Source organism: Oceanobacillus jeddahensis (assembly GCF_000750635.1).
GTDB lineage: Bacteria > Bacillota > Bacilli > Bacillales > Amphibacillaceae > Oceanobacillus > Oceanobacillus jeddahense.
Genome location: NZ_CCDM010000001.1, coordinates 1,651,043 through 1,670,425, shown reverse-complemented (window position 1 = coordinate 1,670,425; position 19,383 = coordinate 1,651,043). Strand labels below are relative to the sequence as shown.

At 41.1% G+C, this 19,383-nt stretch carries 15 protein-coding genes; 2 read left to right on the top strand and 13 right to left on the bottom strand.

What is annotated here, in order from left to right; all coding sequences use genetic code 11:
* Window positions 1-112: 112 nt before the first annotated feature.
* Together BN986_RS07320 and BN986_RS07315 are read right to left on the bottom strand one after the other, a co-directional pair.
* Window positions 113-2,425, bottom strand: a complete 2,313-nt coding sequence (locus BN986_RS07320) for a polyprenyl synthetase family protein (protein WP_244444956.1) — start codon at window positions 2,423-2,425, stop codon at window positions 113-115.
* 427 nt (window positions 2,426-2,852) lie between these two features.
* Window positions 2,853-5,489 carry a cation-translocating P-type ATPase gene (locus tag BN986_RS07315; RefSeq protein ID WP_040978997.1) on the bottom strand — a complete coding sequence of 879 codons (2,637 nt, stop codon included), beginning with the start codon at window positions 5,487-5,489 and terminating at the stop codon, window positions 2,853-2,855.
* Between the two features lie 713 nt (window positions 5,490-6,202).
* Between BN986_RS07315 and BN986_RS07310 the strand changes: the two genes are divergently transcribed.
* Both BN986_RS07310 and BN986_RS07305 read left to right on the top strand, forming a co-directional pair.
* Window positions 6,203-6,478, top strand: coding sequence for an autorepressor SdpR family transcription factor (locus tag BN986_RS07310; protein ID WP_148417092.1), 276 nt, complete (start codon window positions 6,203-6,205; stop codon window positions 6,476-6,478).
* Window positions 6,475-7,080: a DUF1648 domain-containing protein gene (locus tag BN986_RS07305; RefSeq protein ID WP_040978995.1), complete on the top strand. Its 606-nt coding sequence runs from the start codon at window positions 6,475-6,477 to the stop codon at window positions 7,078-7,080. The genes BN986_RS07310 and BN986_RS07305 overlap by 4 nt, the downstream gene beginning before the upstream one ends.
* Window positions 7,081-7,259: 179 nt before the next feature.
* On the opposite strand, the gene BN986_RS07300 is transcribed toward BN986_RS07305, so the two are convergent.
* The 11 genes from BN986_RS07300 to BN986_RS07255 all read right to left on the bottom strand — a co-directional run bounded on the left by BN986_RS07300 (window position 7,260) and on the right by BN986_RS07255 (window position 19,318).
* Window positions 7,260-7,856 carry a precorrin-2 dehydrogenase/sirohydrochlorin ferrochelatase family protein gene (locus tag BN986_RS07300; RefSeq protein WP_187378528.1) on the bottom strand — a complete coding sequence of 199 codons (597 nt, stop codon included), beginning with the start codon at window positions 7,854-7,856 and terminating at the stop codon, window positions 7,260-7,262.
* Between the two features lie 22 nt (window positions 7,857-7,878).
* Window positions 7,879-8,646: a sirohydrochlorin chelatase gene (locus tag BN986_RS07295; RefSeq protein ID WP_040978993.1), complete on the bottom strand. Its 768-nt coding sequence runs from the start codon at window positions 8,644-8,646 to the stop codon at window positions 7,879-7,881.
* A gap of 89 nt (window positions 8,647-8,735) precedes the next feature.
* Complete coding sequence (gene cobA, locus BN986_RS07290; RefSeq protein WP_040978992.1) at window positions 8,736-10,223, bottom strand: uroporphyrinogen-III C-methyltransferase; 1,488 nt, start codon at window positions 10,221-10,223, stop codon at window positions 8,736-8,738.
* Between the two features lie 139 nt (window positions 10,224-10,362).
* Window positions 10,363-12,096, bottom strand: coding sequence for an assimilatory sulfite reductase (NADPH) hemoprotein subunit (cysI, locus tag BN986_RS07285; protein ID WP_052400677.1), 1,734 nt, complete (start codon window positions 12,094-12,096; stop codon window positions 10,363-10,365).
* A 24-nt stretch (window positions 12,097-12,120) separates the two neighbouring features.
* Window positions 12,121-13,959 (bottom strand): assimilatory sulfite reductase (NADPH) flavoprotein subunit, encoded by a 1,839-nt coding sequence (locus BN986_RS07280; RefSeq protein ID WP_040978991.1) that lies wholly within the window; start codon window positions 13,957-13,959, stop codon window positions 12,121-12,123.
* Window positions 13,960-13,992: 33 nt separating this feature from the next.
* The gene (cysC, locus tag BN986_RS07275; RefSeq protein ID WP_244444971.1) at window positions 13,993-14,610 is read right to left on the bottom strand and encodes an adenylyl-sulfate kinase; all 618 of its coding nucleotides are present in this window, start codon (window positions 14,608-14,610) and stop codon (window positions 13,993-13,995) included.
* A 60-nt stretch (window positions 14,611-14,670) separates the two neighbouring features.
* The gene (locus tag BN986_RS07270; RefSeq protein ID WP_040978989.1) at window positions 14,671-15,747 is read right to left on the bottom strand and encodes an inorganic phosphate transporter; all 1,077 of its coding nucleotides are present in this window, start codon (window positions 15,745-15,747) and stop codon (window positions 14,671-14,673) included.
* Between the two features lie 28 nt (window positions 15,748-15,775).
* Window positions 15,776-16,921 carry a sulfate adenylyltransferase gene (sat, locus tag BN986_RS07265; protein WP_040978988.1) on the bottom strand — a complete coding sequence of 382 codons (1,146 nt, stop codon included), beginning with the start codon at window positions 16,919-16,921 and terminating at the stop codon, window positions 15,776-15,778.
* Between the two features lie 45 nt (window positions 16,922-16,966).
* Window positions 16,967-17,680 (bottom strand): phosphoadenylyl-sulfate reductase, encoded by a 714-nt coding sequence (locus BN986_RS07260; protein WP_040978987.1) that lies wholly within the window; start codon window positions 17,678-17,680, stop codon window positions 16,967-16,969.
* Window positions 17,681-17,800: 120 nt separating this feature from the next.
* Window positions 17,801-17,944, bottom strand: coding sequence for a YezD family protein (locus BN986_RS26110; protein WP_074435624.1), 144 nt, complete (start codon window positions 17,942-17,944; stop codon window positions 17,801-17,803).
* Between the two features lie 393 nt (window positions 17,945-18,337).
* Window positions 18,338-19,318: a TraB/GumN family protein gene (locus BN986_RS07255; RefSeq protein ID WP_040978986.1), complete on the bottom strand. Its 981-nt coding sequence runs from the start codon at window positions 19,316-19,318 to the stop codon at window positions 18,338-18,340.
* Between the last annotated feature and the right edge of the window lie 65 nt (window positions 19,319-19,383).

The following is a 19,383-nucleotide window of genomic DNA, read 5'->3' as shown; positions in this document are numbered from 1 at the left end:
ACATTAGTCAACAATTTATTACGGGCGGTTCTCCGTAATAAAAAACCGGATAAAAGCTACATGCTGAATGAACATGCAACCTTTATCCGGAATGAGATACTAAAGTCCCAATTCAATGATCACGCAATATCAAATAATCCAGCAGCTGATAAAAGAAAGGAATGTCCGGCAGCATTGCTAATTCGTTTCTCGCTGCCATATAGTGTCTCCACATTTCCTTTTGAGCTTCTTCTTTGCCAAGAATAGAAACAAAGGTCGAGCTGTTATTCCGCTGATCTCTTCCCGGCTGTTTACCCAACAGCTTTACATCACCCGCTATATCTAATAAATCGTCCTTGATTTGAAAGGCAATACCTGCATAGTGCGCGAAACGTTTGACCGCCTGTTTCCGTTCATCCGATTCCCCGGCCATAATCATCGGCATCATCAGTGCTGCTTCAAAACCAAAGGATGTCTTATACACCGATAATTCTTTTAATGCTTCCAGCGTCAACTGTTTTCCTTTTGCCTGCAAATCCATAAATTGTCCCTGACACATATTTTGTGTGGTTCGGGTGGAATAAGCAATAAGCTCTAATAGCCTCCCAGGGTCTTGATGCTTGATTACAGCCTGCTCTTCTACAGCACGCTGTGTTAACCAAAGTCCGGTCAGTTCTGCAGTCGCATGATTATATTTCTCATGAAGGGTCTGCTTACCTCTTCTTTCCGGTGCATTATCCTGTGATGGCAAATCATCAAAAATAAGTGAGGCCGTGTGCATATATTCTATTGATTTTGCTAAGGTCAATACCAAATGATCCGGAAGATGAAGACCTTCCTTTGCCAGCACCCACGTCATCATTGGCCGTAAACGCTTCGCATTACCCGACAAGCTATAGTTTGCTGCCTCTTTTAACGACTTTTCCGCCGATTCAAAGGGAAGCTGCTTTTCTAATTGTTCTTTGATTTCTTTCATTTTCAATACAAACTGTTTCTTTAATTGCTGATTTTGTTTTAATGTATTTAAAAATTGATCGCGAATCCATTTATCAAAGAAAGCCACATTATTCGTACGATTTACTGCTTTCTCTAACGCTTTATCAACATTCGGATCAAAGGAAAACTGCTGCATCAATTCCTGATAGCGTTCTTTTCCCAATCTTTCCTTTAAACGCTTCAAACCGTTTATTGCCCGGTCCAAAATAACATCTCTTATCTCCGGCTTTCCCGGATAGAGCTTATGAATAACATAATAAATAACAGACCAATACATGGCAAAGGGATTAATTAAATCAGGATTCTGTTCATGATATGTCACAAAATACGTATACGGCGTGACATTCCTGTTTGCCAGGTCCTCATCCAAATCTGTTAAATCATCCGCAAGCTGGTTGTACATCCCATAATGAAACATATTTGCTTCAATGTTCTCGCCCTCTGAAAAAGGCTTAAATGAGCGGATAATCAGTCTGGAGGAAGCCGATTTTAAAATAACAGACGTATACATTTCTTCATTGGTATAACTGTCATTATCTAAATGCTTTTGCCTGTCGAGTTCCTGTGCTTCAAAAAATAAATATGCATTTTCCAAGAATAGCTGTCTATTCTCTGCTGGCTGACAGGATTTTAAATAATGGAATGCTTCCGACAGCTCCTGATGGACGGCAGAAATGAATTCCCAATGACTTTTCTGCCAATCAGCAGCTTTTATAGGCATCACTTCTCCTGTTAATAACGTTTTCCGGATAAAAGAAGCAAATGTTTTCTTCTCTGCTGCCGTTAATAAGTCTGCATCCAGCACATCATCAATCAAAGGATAGGTTAATCCATAATAATAACCTGTACGAACCGCCTGATCTAATAGCTGCCTTCTTGTATCCCTGGACAGTTCGCCATCCAATTCTTCCAATTCATGCATGACAACCCCGGCGATAATCTTCATGATTTTTCGTTTCGCTTCATTTTTATCCAATCCGTTCGGGAGTATTGCGGAAACACGTTTAAGTTTATCGGACACCCAAAAAAATGCTTCTTCCAATGATTCATTTTCCGCCATTTGGTACAGTTCTGTAATATGAAACGGGATTTGTTGTTCCTTCTTGTTTAAATAATTTTTGACGCCTTTCGTGACATCGGCTATTCTGTTCTGCATTGCTTCAGAAGTAATATCTCTGCCCAGATCACGGAAATAGATATATGAAATACTTCGGTGTAAATAAGAATCCAGCTGGCCTGATTTAGCTAAATAAGAAATAAATAATTTACTTGGCTGGTGCTTCCAATGGTCGATATTTACCCAGGTTTTCTTTTTGTCTTGTTGATATTGGTGCAGCGTCTCTATCAGGGCGGACGCAAAATCCTCTTCTTTTATTTGAGCTTGCAGCGTTTGAAAATAGTTTTTTGCCTGCTCCTGCTTTGTTTGAAAATAATCTTTTTCCATCTGCATGTTCCGTCCTCATTTTTTTGTTAAGTAATTAAGTATAGCATGAAGTACAGCAAACATTAATAAAACAAGTAAAACTTAACAAAAGATTTACATTCGTTAAAATTATGCCGTTTTTTTATTATAAAGCGAAACTTTATTCAGTGGGAGTTTTCGACGCACAACTCTTTACGATGGGACGAGTAATCGCATGATTTTCTGTGGGGCAAGTAATCGCAGATCCAGCCCTAGGACGTTGCGAACTTAGTCTGCTGCTTTTCTCCCACTGAATGTTCATCCTGAGTGATTCAGGGAGTTAACATCCGCTTTCTACCGCCTTAATATACTATTTTCACTCTCTATTTGGAAGCGGGAGTTTTACAGGCGATTCTCCGTAATAAAATTCCTCAGTAAAACAGCATATTCTTTACCTTATCTTTATTCTTTTACTTTATGCTCTATGAAAAATCTTTTTCGCTATTTCCATACAAACCACAGCGGCAGCTGCCAGTCCTGTTGCAATCCCCCATTCCTGGAAACCAAAGGAAGCAGGTATATTAAACACCTCTCTCGCAAAGGGAAGTAAGGTTATCCCGTATAAAACAAACCCGAGCACAACCGCTCCAATCACATATTTATTAGAGAAGAAACCAATTTTAATTGATGTCTGTGTATTTGAGCGCGCTGCAAAGGTCTGCAGGGTACGTGACATAATTAATGTAGTAAATGCCATTGCTACGCCTATTTCATTGGAGTGATTCAAACCGATATAGAAGGAAATAATTACAGCAGCGGCAATTAAAATTCCCCGTGTCAAAACCGTCCGCAGCGTACCGCCGGCAAATATACCTTCGTTAACCGGCCTCGGTTTCCGCTTCATCACACCAGCTTCAGACTTCTCCACACCTAACGCAATCGCAGGCAGCGAATCATTGACCAAGTTAATAAACAAGAGCTGCAATGCTGTAAATGGGTTCGGCAGGTTAAAGATAACCGCATATAAAATCGCGATAATTGCCCCCAGATTCCCGGCAAATAAGTAACCAATAGCTTTTTTAATATTATCAAATACAGTTCTGCCAACCTGCACCGCATTGACAATAGATACAAAATTATCATCGGTCAGAATCATCGCTGAAGAATCTTTAGATACATCTGTCCCGCTCCCCATCGCAATACCAATATCCGCCTGTTTTAAAGCAGGCGCATCATTTACCCCGTCACCTGTCATTGCCGTTACAGCACTTCTTTGCTGCCAGGCACGTACTATTCTGATTTTATTTTCAGGGGATACACGGGCATAAACAGAAATTTGCTCAATGTTGTCCTCTAATTCTTTATCTGACATTTTATCGAGTTCTTTTCCTGTGATAGCCAGATCATTATTATCCATTAAGCCAATATCCCGCCCGATGGCTTGTGCAGTTGTTTTATGGTCTCCTGTAATCATGATTGTCCGGATTCCGGCTGCTTTTGCTTCTTCAATCGAACCATAGACCGCTTCTCTTGGTGGATCCATCATAGCTGTCAGCCCGACTAATACAAAATCCTGTTCGTCTTTATACGTCAATTCTGTTTGGTTTTCAGACAGACGTTTATATCCATAAGCAAGTACACGTAAAGCCTGATTGGAAAAATCTTCATTGGCTCCTTCAAAGCGCTCCAGTAAATCATCGGTCAATGGTTGCTCTTCTCCATCCAACAGCACATAACTTGCACGTTGAAACATTACATCTGGACCACCTTTAGCAAATAACAGACGTTCTCCATCAATATGGTGAACAGTGGACATCAGCTTGCGGTCAGAATCAAAGGGGAGCTCTGCTTCCCGCGGATATTTTTTTCGTAATTCTTGGTAATCGTGCGCATGTTTATCTGCAAATTGAATCAAAGCAACCTCCGTCGGGTCACCAATCTCTTGATTCTCCTGATTTATATACGAATCATTACAAAGTGCTGCAATATAGACAAGCAATTTCTCGGACTTATCCCACTCATCCGGATTCTCAGGTAAGCGTTCATTTTTATGAAAAGGTATAAAATCGTCAGTAACCGTCATCTTATTTTGGGTCAGTGTACCAGTTTTGTCCGTACAAATAATACTTGTCGACCCCAGCGTCTCTACAGCCGGCAGTTTACGAATAATCGCATGCTGCTTCGCCATTTTATTCGTTCCAACTGATAAAACAATGGTAACAATCGATTGCAATGCCTCAGGAATAGCGGCAACTGCGATAGCCACCGAGAACATTAACGCGTTTAATAACGCGGTGGTTGTATCTGCTTCACTGCCGCCAAACCAAATACGCGCTGCCTGAACAGCAAAAATAGCAATACATAAAATTAGAATACCGATTCCGAGTTTTTTGCTGAAGCTGTTTAACTTCTGCTGTAACGGCGTTTCTTTTTGCTCAGCAGTAGAAAGCATATCAGCAATTTTTCCGACTTCTGTTTGATTTCCGGTACCAGTAACAATAAACGTTCCGCGCCCATAAACAACTAAAGAACTGCTATATACCATGTTTAAACGATCTCCCAAAGCAGCTTCCTCTTCAATATCTTCCGTATTTTTCTCTACAGCTTCGGATTCACCTGTCAGCATGCCTTCATTGACTCGCAAAGAACCGCTTTCCAGCACACGTCCATCCGCAGGAACATAATCTCCCGCCTCCAAAAAGACAATATCTCCGGGAACAAGCTCTTTTGCAGCAATGGTCTTTTCTGTTCCATCCCGCATTACATTCGCATCTGGCGCAGACATATCTCTTAATGCCTCCAGGGAGCTTTCTGCTTTTCTTGTCTGTACCACGCTAATTACTGAATTAATCAGCAGAACAAGGAAAATTATAATAGATTCAACCCATTCTCCAATCAGTATTTGTACTGCAGCTGCTGCTAGCAGAACAATAACCATGGGATCTTTGAAGCTTTCTAAGAACAGCTTCCACGTCGGTACCTTTTCTTTATCCTCTATTTCATTATATCCGTATTTATCCAGCCTGGATGCTGCTTCTTGCGTTGATATTCCCTGTTTGGAAGCCTCTAATTCTTCCAAAACTTCAGTTGATTTTTTTTGATACATTTCCATTTCCAAATCTCCCTGCTTGTTCATTTTTTAAAGATAAGATGTTTTTATCGCTTATTTTACATCCTTTAATATATTCCATTCCTATTTTTAACATATTACAGCAATGAAAGGTTTTTCTTTATCTTGAGATATTACCTTTTTTCATTCGATTGAAACTTTATTACCGCCGGAAAGATGTATTCTTTACAAAATTTACATATTTTTAGTCTTTTACTCAACTTTCGCACCTAATAATAAGCATATATATCTTGCCTTTCCAGGATTATCAAGTTCTTCATTATTATTGTGCTTACTTTTGGTTACATCAGCTTCTTTGAACTAATGATAGTGCATAGCTCCGCTCCGGCCAACCACTCCGCTTTCCACCGCAGCGGTCGCCTTACACTCCTCCTTTTATTCTTGGTCAAGGAAGTTATCAAAAGAACGGTCAACTCCTGTTTCTATGGAAATGAAGTTACTTTTTAATGTGCAAAACTTGGGTCTTTTAAAAATGATTTAACTTATCCTGCTGTTATACAAGCTATTATATACTTCTTTTTCCGTTCATTCTTTTAAAATACCATGACCAGCAGAAGCTAATTTGTGCGAAATAAATGAAAGTTATTTTTAAAACACACCTTGACTTTAGTTCAAGGCACGCTTATACTAATAAATAATTAGATAAATTTCTAAATATATAATAATAAACAAAAGGAGATGCAGTATTCATGCCAATCAACGATACTTTCAAAGCATTAGCTGATCCAACCCGCCGACAAATCCTTGACCTGCTTAAAGATTCTGATTTAACCGCGGGGGAAATCGCTGAACACTTTGAAATGTCAAAGCCGAGCGTTTCCAATCATCTTAACATATTAAAAAATGCCCAATTGGTCTGGGCGGAGCGTAAGGGGCAGCACATTATATATTCTTTGAATACTACGGTTTTTCAAGAACTGACAAAATGGATGCTTGATATTCAAAACTCAAAAGGAGATGATCATCAATGAGAAAATGGATTGTTCCAATAGTCACTACGATCATTGCAGTTATCATCAGTATCGCTGCATACGATAGTTTACCATCACAAATGGCTGTTAATTATGGAGAATCTGATACCTTCATGGATAAGCGGATTGCTGTGTCTTTGATGCCCGTTCTGATTCTGGTTTTATCAGGGATGACTTTATTTTTGATTCGAATGGAAAAAGATGAAAATAAGAGGAAAAGGGCGGAATTAATAGTTTCTGCCATTAACAGTATTGCAACAATAGTATTACTCGCCGCACACGGGTTTATGGTTGCTTATAACCTTGATTATCCGTTAAACTTTGCAATCTTTGTTACCTTGACCGTTGGAAGTACGTTCGTACTGATTGGAAATTTGGTTCCCCGTTTACCACAAGGCACTTACGAATGGCCAAAGATTGAGCATAACTCCCGCCGTCAACTGATGAGATTTTCAGGTAAGTTAATGGTAGCTTTTGGGCTTATCTTTATGATTCTTGCTTTAATACCAGGAAGTTATATCTTCCCAGTGTTCTTTGCATTACTCGGGGCTTTTATTATCATTACGGCTGGTAAATCAATACATGTCGTTCAGTCAAAATGATAAATGATCATCATCAATTTTTTCATATTTCAAAATTAAATATAACTCAACCTTTGCGAATGCTTCGTAACGCTTATACTTTATTAAAGTGAAAAATAGGAGTAAGCTTGGCGCCCGCTCCTATCATCATCTGATTCGGATTCGCAGCTCCGTCTCTGCTGGTATAGAGTTGTACGCCATCATTCGGCTTCCTCCAGCATCGCTTCAAACAGCTGCTGCCGGTTTTCTCGCCGCAGGAAATCCTCTGTTGTAATCCGCTGTAGCAGCTGCTTCTTTTGCTTTGCCGTCAACGGATAAGCCAGAATACTTTTTCGTGCCTGATTAAGAAAAGCAAGGTCTTCTTCTACCTCTGCAGGAAGATGCTCCTCCAGCTGCTTTTTGAGCCGTTTTGCATATATCGGGCTAGCACCGTTTGTGGATAGCGCAATCGTTAATTGCCCCTTCTTTAGAACAGCAGGAAAATGGAAATCACTTTTCTGCGCATCATTTACTATATAAACCAGCTGCTCCGGCCTCTTATTTTCGTATAGAGACTGGTTCAGTTCTTCTTTTTCCGTCATTAATAGAAGAATGGAACTGTCAAACTGCTCTCCTTCCTGCACCGTTCTTTGCTGCCACTTTATTTCTCCATTTTCATACAATGACTGTAAATCGGGATGAAGCTCAGGTGCGATAAGCGTTATCTCTGCATGAGCTTCGAACAAGGGCATGATTTTTCTTGCCGCAATAGCTCCTCCGCCAACAGCAATCACGGTTTTATTTTTTATCTCAAACAATATTGGAATGCGCATCAGCAAACTACCTCCCCAGTAAAGCATGAACCCGGTCAACCAGAACATCTACCAGCTGATCATCAAATCCGAGGTATGGGCACAGTATAAATTGTTTTTCTGTCCGTTCCGATAATTCATCCAGTTTCTGGCGCAGTTCCCTCATTAACACGCCGGAGAATAATAAATACGGAACTACAAATACACGGGAATAAGAGCTGTTCACTTCCCGCTCTAGTCCTTCATCCAATGTCGGGTGCGTGGCAGCCAGATAACACGTATTTACTTCACTTACTGGAGCTGCTTCCCATAGTAAACGTGCAATTTTGGCAAGGTCACTATTCGCATCTGGATCACTGCTACCTCTGCCAACCAGTAACACGGAAACTGGTTGACGTTCTTCATAGATAGGGGTTGGTCCTGTTTGCTCTAACCCGCCCATCTCCAGGCGTTTGGTAAGTAATTCAATCATTGCCGGATCGACCCCCATCACATTTCCATAGGAAAACGTCACTTCCGGGTAGCGTTCCTCCGCCTCTGCAATTTCATTGGGAATATCCAGCTTTGCATGACCGGCTGATAGCAGCAGCACCGGTACTACTGCAATTTGTGTGGCTCCTTGACGCACACAGTTGTCAATCCCTGCTTGGATTAGAGGCGAAGCAAGTTCAATAAAACAGGTTTCCTGAATCGCTATTTGCGGATTTTTCTTCTTCGCTTTATCGACAAAAGCCAAGAGTTCTTCATTGCCCCGTTGTACCCGGCTTCCATGCCCGATATATAAAATGGCCTGCATCCTGTATTCACCTTCTTCCTGATTTCTATTTCCAGTTTATCAAACTTCTATTGGCTGAACGATACACATTTTAAAACTTGTGTGAATGATTAAGAAAACGCCGCAGCAAACGGAATTTCCTTTTGCAAAAGCGCTTCAAACAGTGCTTTTTCCGTCGGCTCTGATAATACCTTGTCAACAGAATAACCCGCCTTAACTGCAGCTTGCTTCGACTTTTCTCCATAGCAAATCACCTGTGCATACATGCTGATGTTTTCCGGCGATTCTCCACATTCTTGAAAACTCTCCGTCACTGTTTTAACAGCGCGGGCGTTAGGAAAAATAATGGTTTCGATCCGCTCTTCTTCTTGGAGACGGCGGAAGGTTTGCAGCGTTTGCGGTACACGCGTATAGGTATGTGTAGCAATAAAATCTTGATCAAATACAAACGAATAACGCTGTTTTTCCCGGTCTATCCCTTCCGAATCTCCTAATATAACCAATGTAGATGCATGAGGATCCCTTTCTGACATTTCTTTTCCGACACAATGATAAGACGCTAAAGCTTTTACTGTTTTGGAAGACACGCCATAGAAATCTCCTTGTATATGGCGAATATCCATTTTATTTGCCTGCAGGGATGCAAAGAAAACATCCACACTTGCCGGTGAAAGGAAAAGAAGATCTTTATCTGTGGGAATATCGGTTTCCTTCAACAGATTCTTCTTTAACTGCATACGTGGAAATTCAAACACTTCTGCCCCTTGATCTCTTAAATGCTGTCCTATCGCACTCGGTTCGTCACTTGCCCGACCAAGCAGCAGATGCTTACTAAATAGCGGCTTGCTTTCAAACCAGCTCTCTCCTTTTTTAATTTCACTTACCTCTCCCACTAAAATAATTGCAGGATTTTTAAACTGTGCTGTTTTTGCTTTCCCAACAATGTTTGCCAGGCTGCCCTGCAATGTTCTCTGCTTTCCTGTCGTCCCCCATTGAATTAATAAGACTGGTGTGTCGGCTGAGCGTCCATGGGAGATAAGCTGATCTGCGATATGAGGCAGATTTCCAATCCCCATATAAAACGCAATCGTATCGATCCCTTTTGCTAACGCATGCCAATCAATTAATGGTTCTCCTGAAGGGGATTTATCATGGCCTGTAATAACAGCAAAGGAAAGGCTGTGTTCACGGTGGGTAACAGGTACCCCAGCATAAGCAGCTGCTCCGATTCCTGCTGTTATCCCTGGAACAATTTCATAGGGGACACTTGCTTGTTCAAGTGCTTCTGCTTCCTCCCCGACGCGACCAAAAACACTTGGATCGCCGCCTTTCAAGCGCACAACCTTCTTTCCCTCCAAGCAGCCATGCTGTACCAACAAATCATTAATCACTTCCTGACGCAGTGTATGCTTCTTGGGCATTTTACCACAATATATAAATTCTGCTTGCGGCGAAGCATATTCCAGCAAAAGAGGATTAACAAGCCGATCGTATAAAACGACTTCCGCCTGCTGTAAATATTGATACCCTTTTGCTGTCACTAATCCGATGTCGCCCGGACCAGCTCCAATCAGATAAACACATCCTTGTTTTCCCATCGTTTTATCCCCCTTCTTTCAACTCTTTTTTATCCAATACCAGCTGTTAAAATGAACCTTCTTAGTTTAGTAAAGTAAAAGAAAAGCAGGGCGGCGCTGCAGCCCTGGCTTTTCTTACAAATTCGCATACCTGAAATCATCAATCATGAAAGTCTGTTCCGGAAATGACAGCTTTCACGTATTCTTTTCGGACGACAAAATCACCGAAATGTTCCCCGTCCAGACGTTCTTTGGCATAATGCTGAATAATCGGCTGCAACGTTTCTAAAATTTCTTTTTCCCCAATACTCTCACGGTACAGTTTACTTAAACGCTGACCAGCGAAACCTGCTCCTAAATACATGTTATATTTCCCCGGAGCTTTGCCAATAAAGCCAATCTCTCCCAACGCTGCCCTCGAGCACCCATTCGGGCAGCCGGACATCCGGATAATAATTTCTTCATCTCGAAGTCCCTCTTCTTCAAGCAATGTTTCCATTTTCTCAATCAGAGAAGGCAAATAACGTTCTGATTCAGCCATCGCCAAACCACAGGTTGGAAAAGCAACACAAGCCATGGAATTCCGGCGTAATGCAGATTGCTGTTTTCCATCAGACAGTCCATACTCCTCAATAAGCTCCATGATTTGCTTTTTCTTCTGGCTGGTGACATTTCCAATAACCAGATTTTGATTGGCTGTTAAACGAAAATCCCCGGTATGAATCTTGGCAATTTCCCGCAATCCTGTCATCAGCTGATAATCTGGTTTATCCTGTATACGTCCGTTTTGAATAAACAGCGTAAAATTCCAGCAATTCTTCGTTCCCTTGACCCAGCCGTAGCGATCGCCATTATGGTCAAAATGAAAATCACGGGCTTCTTCCAGCTGCCATCCTAAACGTTCTGTCAACTCATTTTTAAGCCAGTCAATGCCCCGGGCATCAATGGTGTATTTAAAACGTGCATATTTCCGCTCGGAACGATTTCCATAATCGCGTTGAATGGTAATAATTTTTTCAGCGACATCTGTGATCTGCTCCGGATTGCAGAATCCGATGACTCTTCCCAGCTGCGGATACGTATTGGTGTCGCCGTGTGTCATCCCCATTCCGCCACCTACCGATATATTGAATCCTTGAAGATTTCCATCCTCCAGAACTGCTATAAAGCCTAAATCCTGTGAAAAGATATCGACATCATTAGAAGGTGGTACTGCCACTCCAATCTTAAATTTTCTTGGTAAATAGACAGCTCCATACATCGGTTCGGTTTCGTCATTTTCTTTGGAATCAACTACTTTCTCTCCATCAAGCCATATCTCATGGTAAGCATTCGTGCGTGGAGACAAGTAATCACTCAATTCCTTTGACCACTCGTGTACTTCCGCATGTACCTCCGATTGATCCGGGTTCGGATTACACATCACATTCCTGTTCACATCCCCACAAGCAGCGAGCGTATCCATCAATGCATCATTGATCCCTTTCATACTTGTTTTCATATTCCACTTTAAAATGCCATGCATCTGAAACGCCTGTCTCGTCGTCAATTTAATTGTCTGGTTCCCGTAGGTGTTGGCCAAATCATCGATAACCAGCCAGTGTTCCGGAGTTGTTACTCCTCCCGGTACACGGACCCGCACCATAAATTGATAGGCAGGCTCAAGCTTCTGGCGCTGCCGCTCTGTACGTAAATCCCGGTCATCTTGTAAATAGCTTCCATGGAATTTCATTAACCGGTTATCATCATCCGGAATACCTGCACTTAACGGGTCACTTAAGGTTTCTACCAATGATCCGCGTAAATAATTACTATCCTTTTTAATTCTTTCTACATCACTAGGCGGTCCGTCTTGGATATGAACCGGTTTATGATCTGTTTTATGATCTGTCATTCCTTATTCTCCTTTCACTGCTCACTAATAAACATCCCGCTGGTAACGTTTCTCCTGCTGCATCTCAGCTAGATAGCGATGCGCTTCTTCTGTATTAAGGTTTCCTTCACGTTCTAGGATGGTCACTAATGTATCATGGACATCGCTAGCCATGTTTTTCTCGTCACCGCATACGTAAACAACTGCTCCATCTTGCAGCCACTCAAAAAGCTCCTTGCTTTGCGCTAACATCCGATGCTGCACATATACTTTCTCTGCCTTATCCCGTGAGAATGCAACATCCATTTTGGTTAACGTCCCGTCTTTTAACCAGCGCTGCCAATCTGTCTGATAAAGAAAATCAGTAACAAAATGCTGGTCTCCGAAGAAAAGCCATGACTTCCCTTTTGCTTCCATCATTTCACGTTCTTCTACAAAAGAACGAAATGGAGCAATGCCTGTTCCTGGTCCAATCATAATAATTGGTTTATCCGGATCAGCAGGAAGTTTGAAATTCGGGTTTTTATGAACGTAGATGGACAAGGATTGCCCGGGCTCTCTGCGGTCAGCACATTGAACGGAGCAGACACCATTCCGTTCTCTGCCATACGTTTGGTAACGTACAGTTCCAACCGTTAAATGCACTTCTTCCGGATTTGCTTTATAACTGCTTGCTACCGAATAAAGCCGAGGCGGCATTTTGCGCAGTAGCGCTATAAATTCTTTCGCCGGTAAATCCTTTAGCTTATAATCACGGATCAAATCTAATAAATCACGTCCATATACATATTCTTTAACCGCTTCATCATTCTCTTGATCTAGTAACAGTTGTAATCCCGGATTTTGTGTAAACTCGGCTACCTTCTTCAATAATGGTTTTGTCAGTACAGTGATTTCATATGTTTTCTGCAATGCTTCCAGTAAAGGAACCTCATCCCCTTTTTTATTCACCGGAATTAGCTCATCAGGTGCCCATCCTGTTTCTTTCATTAACTCATCAACAATAACCGGATCATTTTCAGGATAAATTCCAATGCTGTCTCCCGGTTCATACTCCAGATTCGAACCTTCCAGCGACAATTCCATATGATACGTTTCTTTATTGGAACCGCGCCCGTTCATTTTAAGATTTTCATAGATTTCTGCCTCGAACGGGTTGGTTCTAGAAAATGTAGCTGTCTTCGCTTCTATCGTTGCAGCTGCTTCTGCGGCTGCTGGAACCGGCGTCGCTTCCTGTGACGCCGCAAGTTTGTTTAACACATTTTCAAGCCATTCTTCCGCATCTTCATCATAATCCAAATCACAATCCACCCGGTCTATGATCCGCTTTCCTCCCAATTCTGCCAATCTCTCATCAAACTGCTTGCCTGTTTCACAGAAAAATTCATAAGAGCTGTCCCCGAGTGCCAACACTGAAAAATTTAATGCTTCCAGCTTCGGTGCCCGGCGTCCATGCAGAAATTCGTGAAACTGGATGGCTGTATCCGGCGGGTCTCCCTCACCTTGTGTGCTGATAACAACCAGCAGATTTTCAAGGCTCTTCAATTTATTCGGCTTAAAATCCGCCGTAGAGACAAGCGTCACCTTCATTCCTTTTTCCTCCAGCTTGCCGGATACTTTTGTTGCCACTTCTTGACAATTCCCTGTCTGTGATCCGAAAAGCACGGTAACCTCCACAGGGGCTCCTTCTGTTACAGCTGCAGCCGGTAAGTCAAGCGGTAGTACTTCCGTATCTGCTGAAGCAGCAGCCGGGGCTGTATTTTGTAAAGCAGAAAGATAACCACCCAGCCATATTTGTTGTGTTTCTGTCAATGTTGGAAAAAGACGATTGAGCAAATCAACTTGCTCCTGATTAAATGGACTATTATTCACTTGAAATTGCAACGCTATCAACCTCACAAATTATATTTAGATAACTTACCTGAATGATTCCTCAGGCAAATACTTTCTTTCCCGTAAAAATGTAATAATTTTATCGACACATGCTTCAATAGAATGCTGATCAGAATCAACAATCAATTCCGGCTGTAATGGTTCCTCATAAGGAGAGCTGATACCGGTAAAATGACTGATTTCTCCTGTACGTGCTTTTTTATATAATCCTTTTGGATCTCTATCTTCACAAGCTTCTAAAGAGCACCGTACATAAATCTCAACAAATTCATTTTCTTGGACCAAAGCTCTCACACGTTGACGGTCTTCTGCAAAAGGCGAAATAAAGGCTGTGCAGACAATAAGACCAGCATCTACAAACAACTTGGCGACTTCTCCAATCCGGCGAATATTCTCTTTGCGGTCCTCCTCATCAAAGCCCAGCCCTTTATTTAAACCATGCCGGATATTATCGCCATCCAGCACATAACTGTTTAAACCTTGCTCAAATAAACGGTGTTCTAAAGCATTTGCCAATGTTGATTTTCCTGCTCCGGAAAGTCCTGTGAACCATAAAATACCACTTCCATGCTGATTTCTCTGCTGCCGTTCTTCTTTCTGAACAGCTGTATCATGCCAAACAATGTCCTTTGTTTCTTGTATCAAATAAATATCTCCCTTCATTTACCTTTTATTCTGATAAACTTACTTATATTTAAAATCTTAAATACCCCCGCCTTCATCATATGTTGAACGACGTTCTGCCCTTGTGGACAAATAAAGGCTGTAGACACCCGCTGTTGCAATAAATACGGAAAGGATAACGAAAAGCGTATAATAATCCGTTGTTTTAAATAAAAGTATAAGACCATATGATAAGACTAATGAAATAACTGGTGAAACCACCCAGACTTTCATAATTTGTTTCACAATGCTCTGCTGCCACATTTGAAACCCTTTATCAGCTGTACCAACACCAACAATGGCAGAGGTAGTTATTTGTGTCAGCGGCACCGGCAAACCAAAAATAGATGCCGTTATTACCAAGCTGCCCCCGGTTAAGGAGACGGCACTGCCCTGCAGCAAGGACAGCCGCGTTATTTTTTTCCCGTTTGTTTCCAGTACACGGCCTCCCAATAATACTGCTCCAAGAGATACGAAAAGGCCTCCAAGCAATACAGCCATTGTCACATCAAGCAGCCCGACACCAACTAACGGTCCGACAGCATTAGCTACATTATTCATTCCAGCAGCATAGGCTTCAATACAACCGGCTGCGATAAGCAAAAAAGCCAGTGGTTTCTTCCATTTACCAAGCTCTGTAAGCTCCTTCCAGCGATTTTCCGCATAGCGTATCCATTTGCCTAACACCAACCCAAGTAAAAAAGCGGTGATAGGAGTAATCAGCCAAAAGGCAATGATAATGACCAGCTGTTCGAATTGGAGTGCCTGGTAAGCGATACCTGCTCCAACAATAGCACCAACCACTACTTCGCTTGTAGACAAGGGAATCCCTAACATATTGGCAAAGAATAAAGTCAGACAAGCTGCAGCCAAAATAATGATGACAATTTCTACATCAAGTACTCCTGGAGCAATGATTCCATTTCCAATCGTTCGGACAACCTCGCCTCCAGACAATGCTCCTAATAAAGCAAAAATGCTGACCAGAATCATAGCAGTCCTTTTTTTAGGGATAGCACCGCTCCCATAAGCCGGCCCCATCGAAGCAGCTGTTCCGCTGGCTCCAATATTCATCGCAAAAAATAAAGCAATTATAAAAGCAACAGCAACCAGCATAACGTCAAAACACCTCTCTCTTTCTTACTTACACACTTGCTTGCTGCTGCATTCCCCGGATAAGCACCTCAACAACTTCTTTCCGGCTGAATTCTGGAGGAGGAGTTTTACCATTAGTTAGCATCTCCCGTACCTTTGTGCCCGACAAGATCACATGATTTTCTTTGTCATGAGGACATGTTTTCGTTGATGCCATATTTCCGCATGCCTTGCAATAAAAGCTATGTTCAAAAAATAATGGAGTAATCTCTAGGTCTTCTTCTGTAAAGCTTTGAAAAATAACCTGTGCATCATAGGTTCCATAATAATCCCCTACACCTGCATGATCCCTTCCGACAATAAAATGGGTACAGCCATAATTTTTACGGACCAATGCATGAAAGATTGCTTCTCTCGGTCCGGCATAACGCATCGCTGCTGGAAATACAGCAAGAAACACCCGGTCACGCGGATAATATTTGGACAATAATACTTCATAGCTTTCCATTCTGACATCTGCCGGAATATCATCTGCTTTCGTATCTCCTACTAACGGGTTTAAGAATAGACCATCAACAATTTCCAGTGCTGATTTCTGAATATATTCATGAGCCCGATGAACCGGATTTCTTGTTTGAAAGCCGACTACCTTTTTCCAGCCTTGTTTTTCAAAATACGCCCTTGTTTCTTTTGGATCAAGATAATAAGCTTGAAAACGATCACGCTGCAGCCGCTTTATTAATGTAATAGTACCTGCTGCATAATAATCAGGACGTTCAAACAATTTTTTTACGCCTGGATGCGTCTGATCGTCTGTCTGATATACCTGCTTTGCCTCTTTCCATTTATTCGGTTCATATAACTCTGTAATTTCGATGACGCCATACACATCATTGTTAAAAGTAAGCTTTGCATGTGTTCCGATTTCCAATGTATTTGCAGCTGTCTCTGAAACTGGTAATGTGATCGGAATACTCCAAACCGTTCCATCTGCTAAACGCATATCGCTGACTACCGACTCATAATCGGCCTTTCCCATAAAACCTGTTAACGGACTGAAGCCCCCAATTCCAATCAGTTCTAAATCGGAAAGCGCAAAGGAATCCAGCTCTATTTCTTGTGTGATCCCCTCTGTGTCATACGCTGGCTCATACTGTTGAATCAATGTTCCTCCATGTGGAGCAATAGTTGTCATATCGTTTACCTCCAATAATATTCAATTTCATCCTGACTAGATTACTTACTTTTCCTGATGTAATCCGCATTCTGTTTTGTTTGTGTCTGCCCATCTGCCGCTTCTTGCATCTTCCCCCTCCAACACCGGTTTTGTGCAATACTCACAGCCAATGCTCGGGTAATTTTTATCGTGAAGCTCATTATAGGGCAGCTGATGCAGGCGGATATACATCCAGATTTCCTCTTCTGTCCAATGAATCAAAGGACAGATTTTAACCGATTGAAACCGTCTGTCTTGATTCACAAATTCCGTATTCGCTCTTGTCGGTGATTGCTCTCGCCGTAAACCGGATATCCATGCAGTATATTGATTTAGCTGCTGCTCCAAAGGAATCAGCTTACGAATACTGCAGCATAGATCAGGATTCACCTTCCATAATTCAGCTCCATGGACTTCCGCCTGCTCTTCCGATGTCAGCTCCGGTTTTGTCATTTCAATTCGTAAACTTGGATAGCGCGCTTTTACTCGATCAATAAGTTCGTAGGTTTCTTTAAAGTGAAAATCGGTATCCAGAAAAACAATGACGGCATCTTTTTTCACCTTGTGAATCATATCGATTAAAACAATACCTTCTGCACCAAAACTGCAAGCATAAACAAGTTCATCGCCATACGTTTGATAAGCCCATTTCAATATCTCCAGGCTGTCTTTGTTTTTAAGCTTTTGATTCAGGGAATCATAATCCTCTGCCGCTGCCTTTTGATAGGTTAATTGCATGCATAACCCCTCTTTCTTTGATAATACTTGACCATTAAAAAAGACGCCGCTCCTCCAGAATTTTTCTGAAGAGAACGCCGCCTCTAGTTGTCTAGTCAGCAGTGTTATTTCTTTTCATGTTTACTTTAATCTTACCTTTTCACTTTTCTCCAATTGTATTACTTTTCCATCTTGAACAACGATCGTAATTGTTCCAAAGTTCAAATCATTTAATAATTCCTTCAATTTCACATAAAAATCATCAACTTCATGTTCTTTTGACATGTTGTCTTCCCCCTAATTATTTTTTGTTATTTGAGGAAGTTCAATTCCCTGTATTTTGATAAGATTTATTAGTATTCTATCCATATTTTCCCCTTTTGTCAATCGCTCATTTAAAATTTTTAAAATGGAATGAATAAAGCTTTGATTTTCTACTAAAATGGCTTCACACTATTTGAAGCTTTTGTTCGTTTTCAAGCAATTATTATGCTGCTGAATCCTATTAAAAGTATTCTTATCTTAATAATATGATTTAATTTCAAAAAAGACACTTTTTTTTGCTATTTCGTTTCATTTAAAAAAGCACGAAATAATCGGCTTGCAGCAATCTGTGTCTAACGTCGCTGCAAACCGATATTTCGTGCCTAAAATTTGTTTCAAGCTAACAAATTTCCCTTAATAAACGTGCTCCACTTCATAACCTTTGTCTTCAAGTTCTGTCACAATACTTGGATCAACTGTAACATGCGCCGTTCCTACAAAGACAAAATAAACTTGGCCACTATCCTCCTGTAAAATTTCATCCAGCTGGTTCGCCATATCAATATTTCGATTATCATTTAATTCTTCCATGTACTCATCATTAATTCCAGCTTCTCCATAATCATCAGACATCGTTTCCATCGCTTCTACATCTCCTTCAAGCCATGTTTCCGTTAGTTCCTCCAATTCATCAGCAGCATCCTCATAACCATCAACTGCTAATTCTAATGTCTGTATTTGTGTGTCCATGGAATAACTGCTAAGCATTTCAAATTGCTCATCCGCGCTTTCTAAAGAAACAATTTCTTTCCCATCTTCTGTTGCTTTTTCAAGAAAATATAAATCAACACCTGCTTGGGAATCTACGTCACTCATCATTGTTGTAAATTGAAGTAACGTCATTTCTACAAACCATGGTTGGAATTCGTTCATTGTCTCTAAATCCAATCCATTATCTTCAAAAATAGTTGCAAGTTCATCATACGTTTCTTCTGAAAGCACTTCGTCAAGTGTAGTGTCATCTTCAAATGTAGCATACTCTAAAATTTCTTCCTGAGAAGGCTGTTCTTCCAGCATATTAAATTCTGGCAGAACAACATCTGCACGATCATAAGCTTCTTCAATAGCCGGATCTAACGGGTAAAAATCTTCCGTACCTAAATGAATGGTTCCTTGTAAATACATTTCAGTATCACCAGATTCTACCTTCCATAAGAAACCACCTTTTCCTTCACCACTCTCTTTCTCATTATCTTCGTCATCCGTTGCCTCTTCCTCTTCAGTTACAGATTCATCTGCAGAATCTTCTGTTTCTGCTGCATCTTCATCTCCACTGCATGCAGCTAGCACACCAGCAAGCAAAAGTGTAAACAATGATAATATCATTTTTTTCATTCCAAATTCCCCCTTCTGTTCATATCCTGATTCTAGCATAAAGGTTTTTACATACAATATCATTA

Bases quoted from the DNA above. Each gene is read 5' to 3' on its own strand.
- cobA (WP_040978992.1), bottom strand. From the start codon at position 10,223: ATGGGAAAACAAGGATGTGTTTATCTGATTGGAGCTGGTCCGGGCGAC.
- BN986_RS26110 (WP_074435624.1), bottom strand. From the start codon at position 17,944: ATGTCAAAAGAACATGAAGTTGATGATTTTTATGTGAAATTGAAGGAA.
- BN986_RS07320 (WP_244444956.1), bottom strand. From the start codon at position 2,425: ATGCAGATGGAAAAAGATTATTTTCAAACAAAGCAGGAGCAGGCAAAA.
- BN986_RS07270 (WP_040978989.1), bottom strand. From the start codon at position 15,747: ATGCTGGTTGCTGTTGCTTTTATAATTGCTTTATTTTTTGCGATGAAT.
- cysI (WP_052400677.1), bottom strand. From the start codon at position 12,096: ATGACAGATCATAAAACAGATCATAAACCGGTTCATATCCAAGACGGA.
- BN986_RS07305 (WP_040978995.1), top strand. From the start codon at position 6,475: ATGAGAAAATGGATTGTTCCAATAGTCACTACGATCATTGCAGTTATC.
- BN986_RS07255 (WP_040978986.1), bottom strand. From the start codon at position 19,318: ATGAAAAAAATGATATTATCATTGTTTACACTTTTGCTTGCTGGTGTG.
- BN986_RS07295 (WP_040978993.1), bottom strand. From the start codon at position 8,646: ATGCAGGCCATTTTATATATCGGGCATGGAAGCCGGGTACAACGGGGC.
- BN986_RS07315 (WP_040978997.1), bottom strand. From the start codon at position 5,489: ATGGAAATGTATCAAAAAAAATCAACTGAAGTTTTGGAAGAATTAGAG.
- sat (WP_040978988.1), bottom strand. From the start codon at position 16,921: ATGACAACTATTGCTCCACATGGAGGAACATTGATTCAACAGTATGAG.
- BN986_RS07260 (WP_040978987.1), bottom strand. From the start codon at position 17,680: ATGCAATTAACCTATCAAAAGGCAGCGGCAGAGGATTATGATTCCCTG.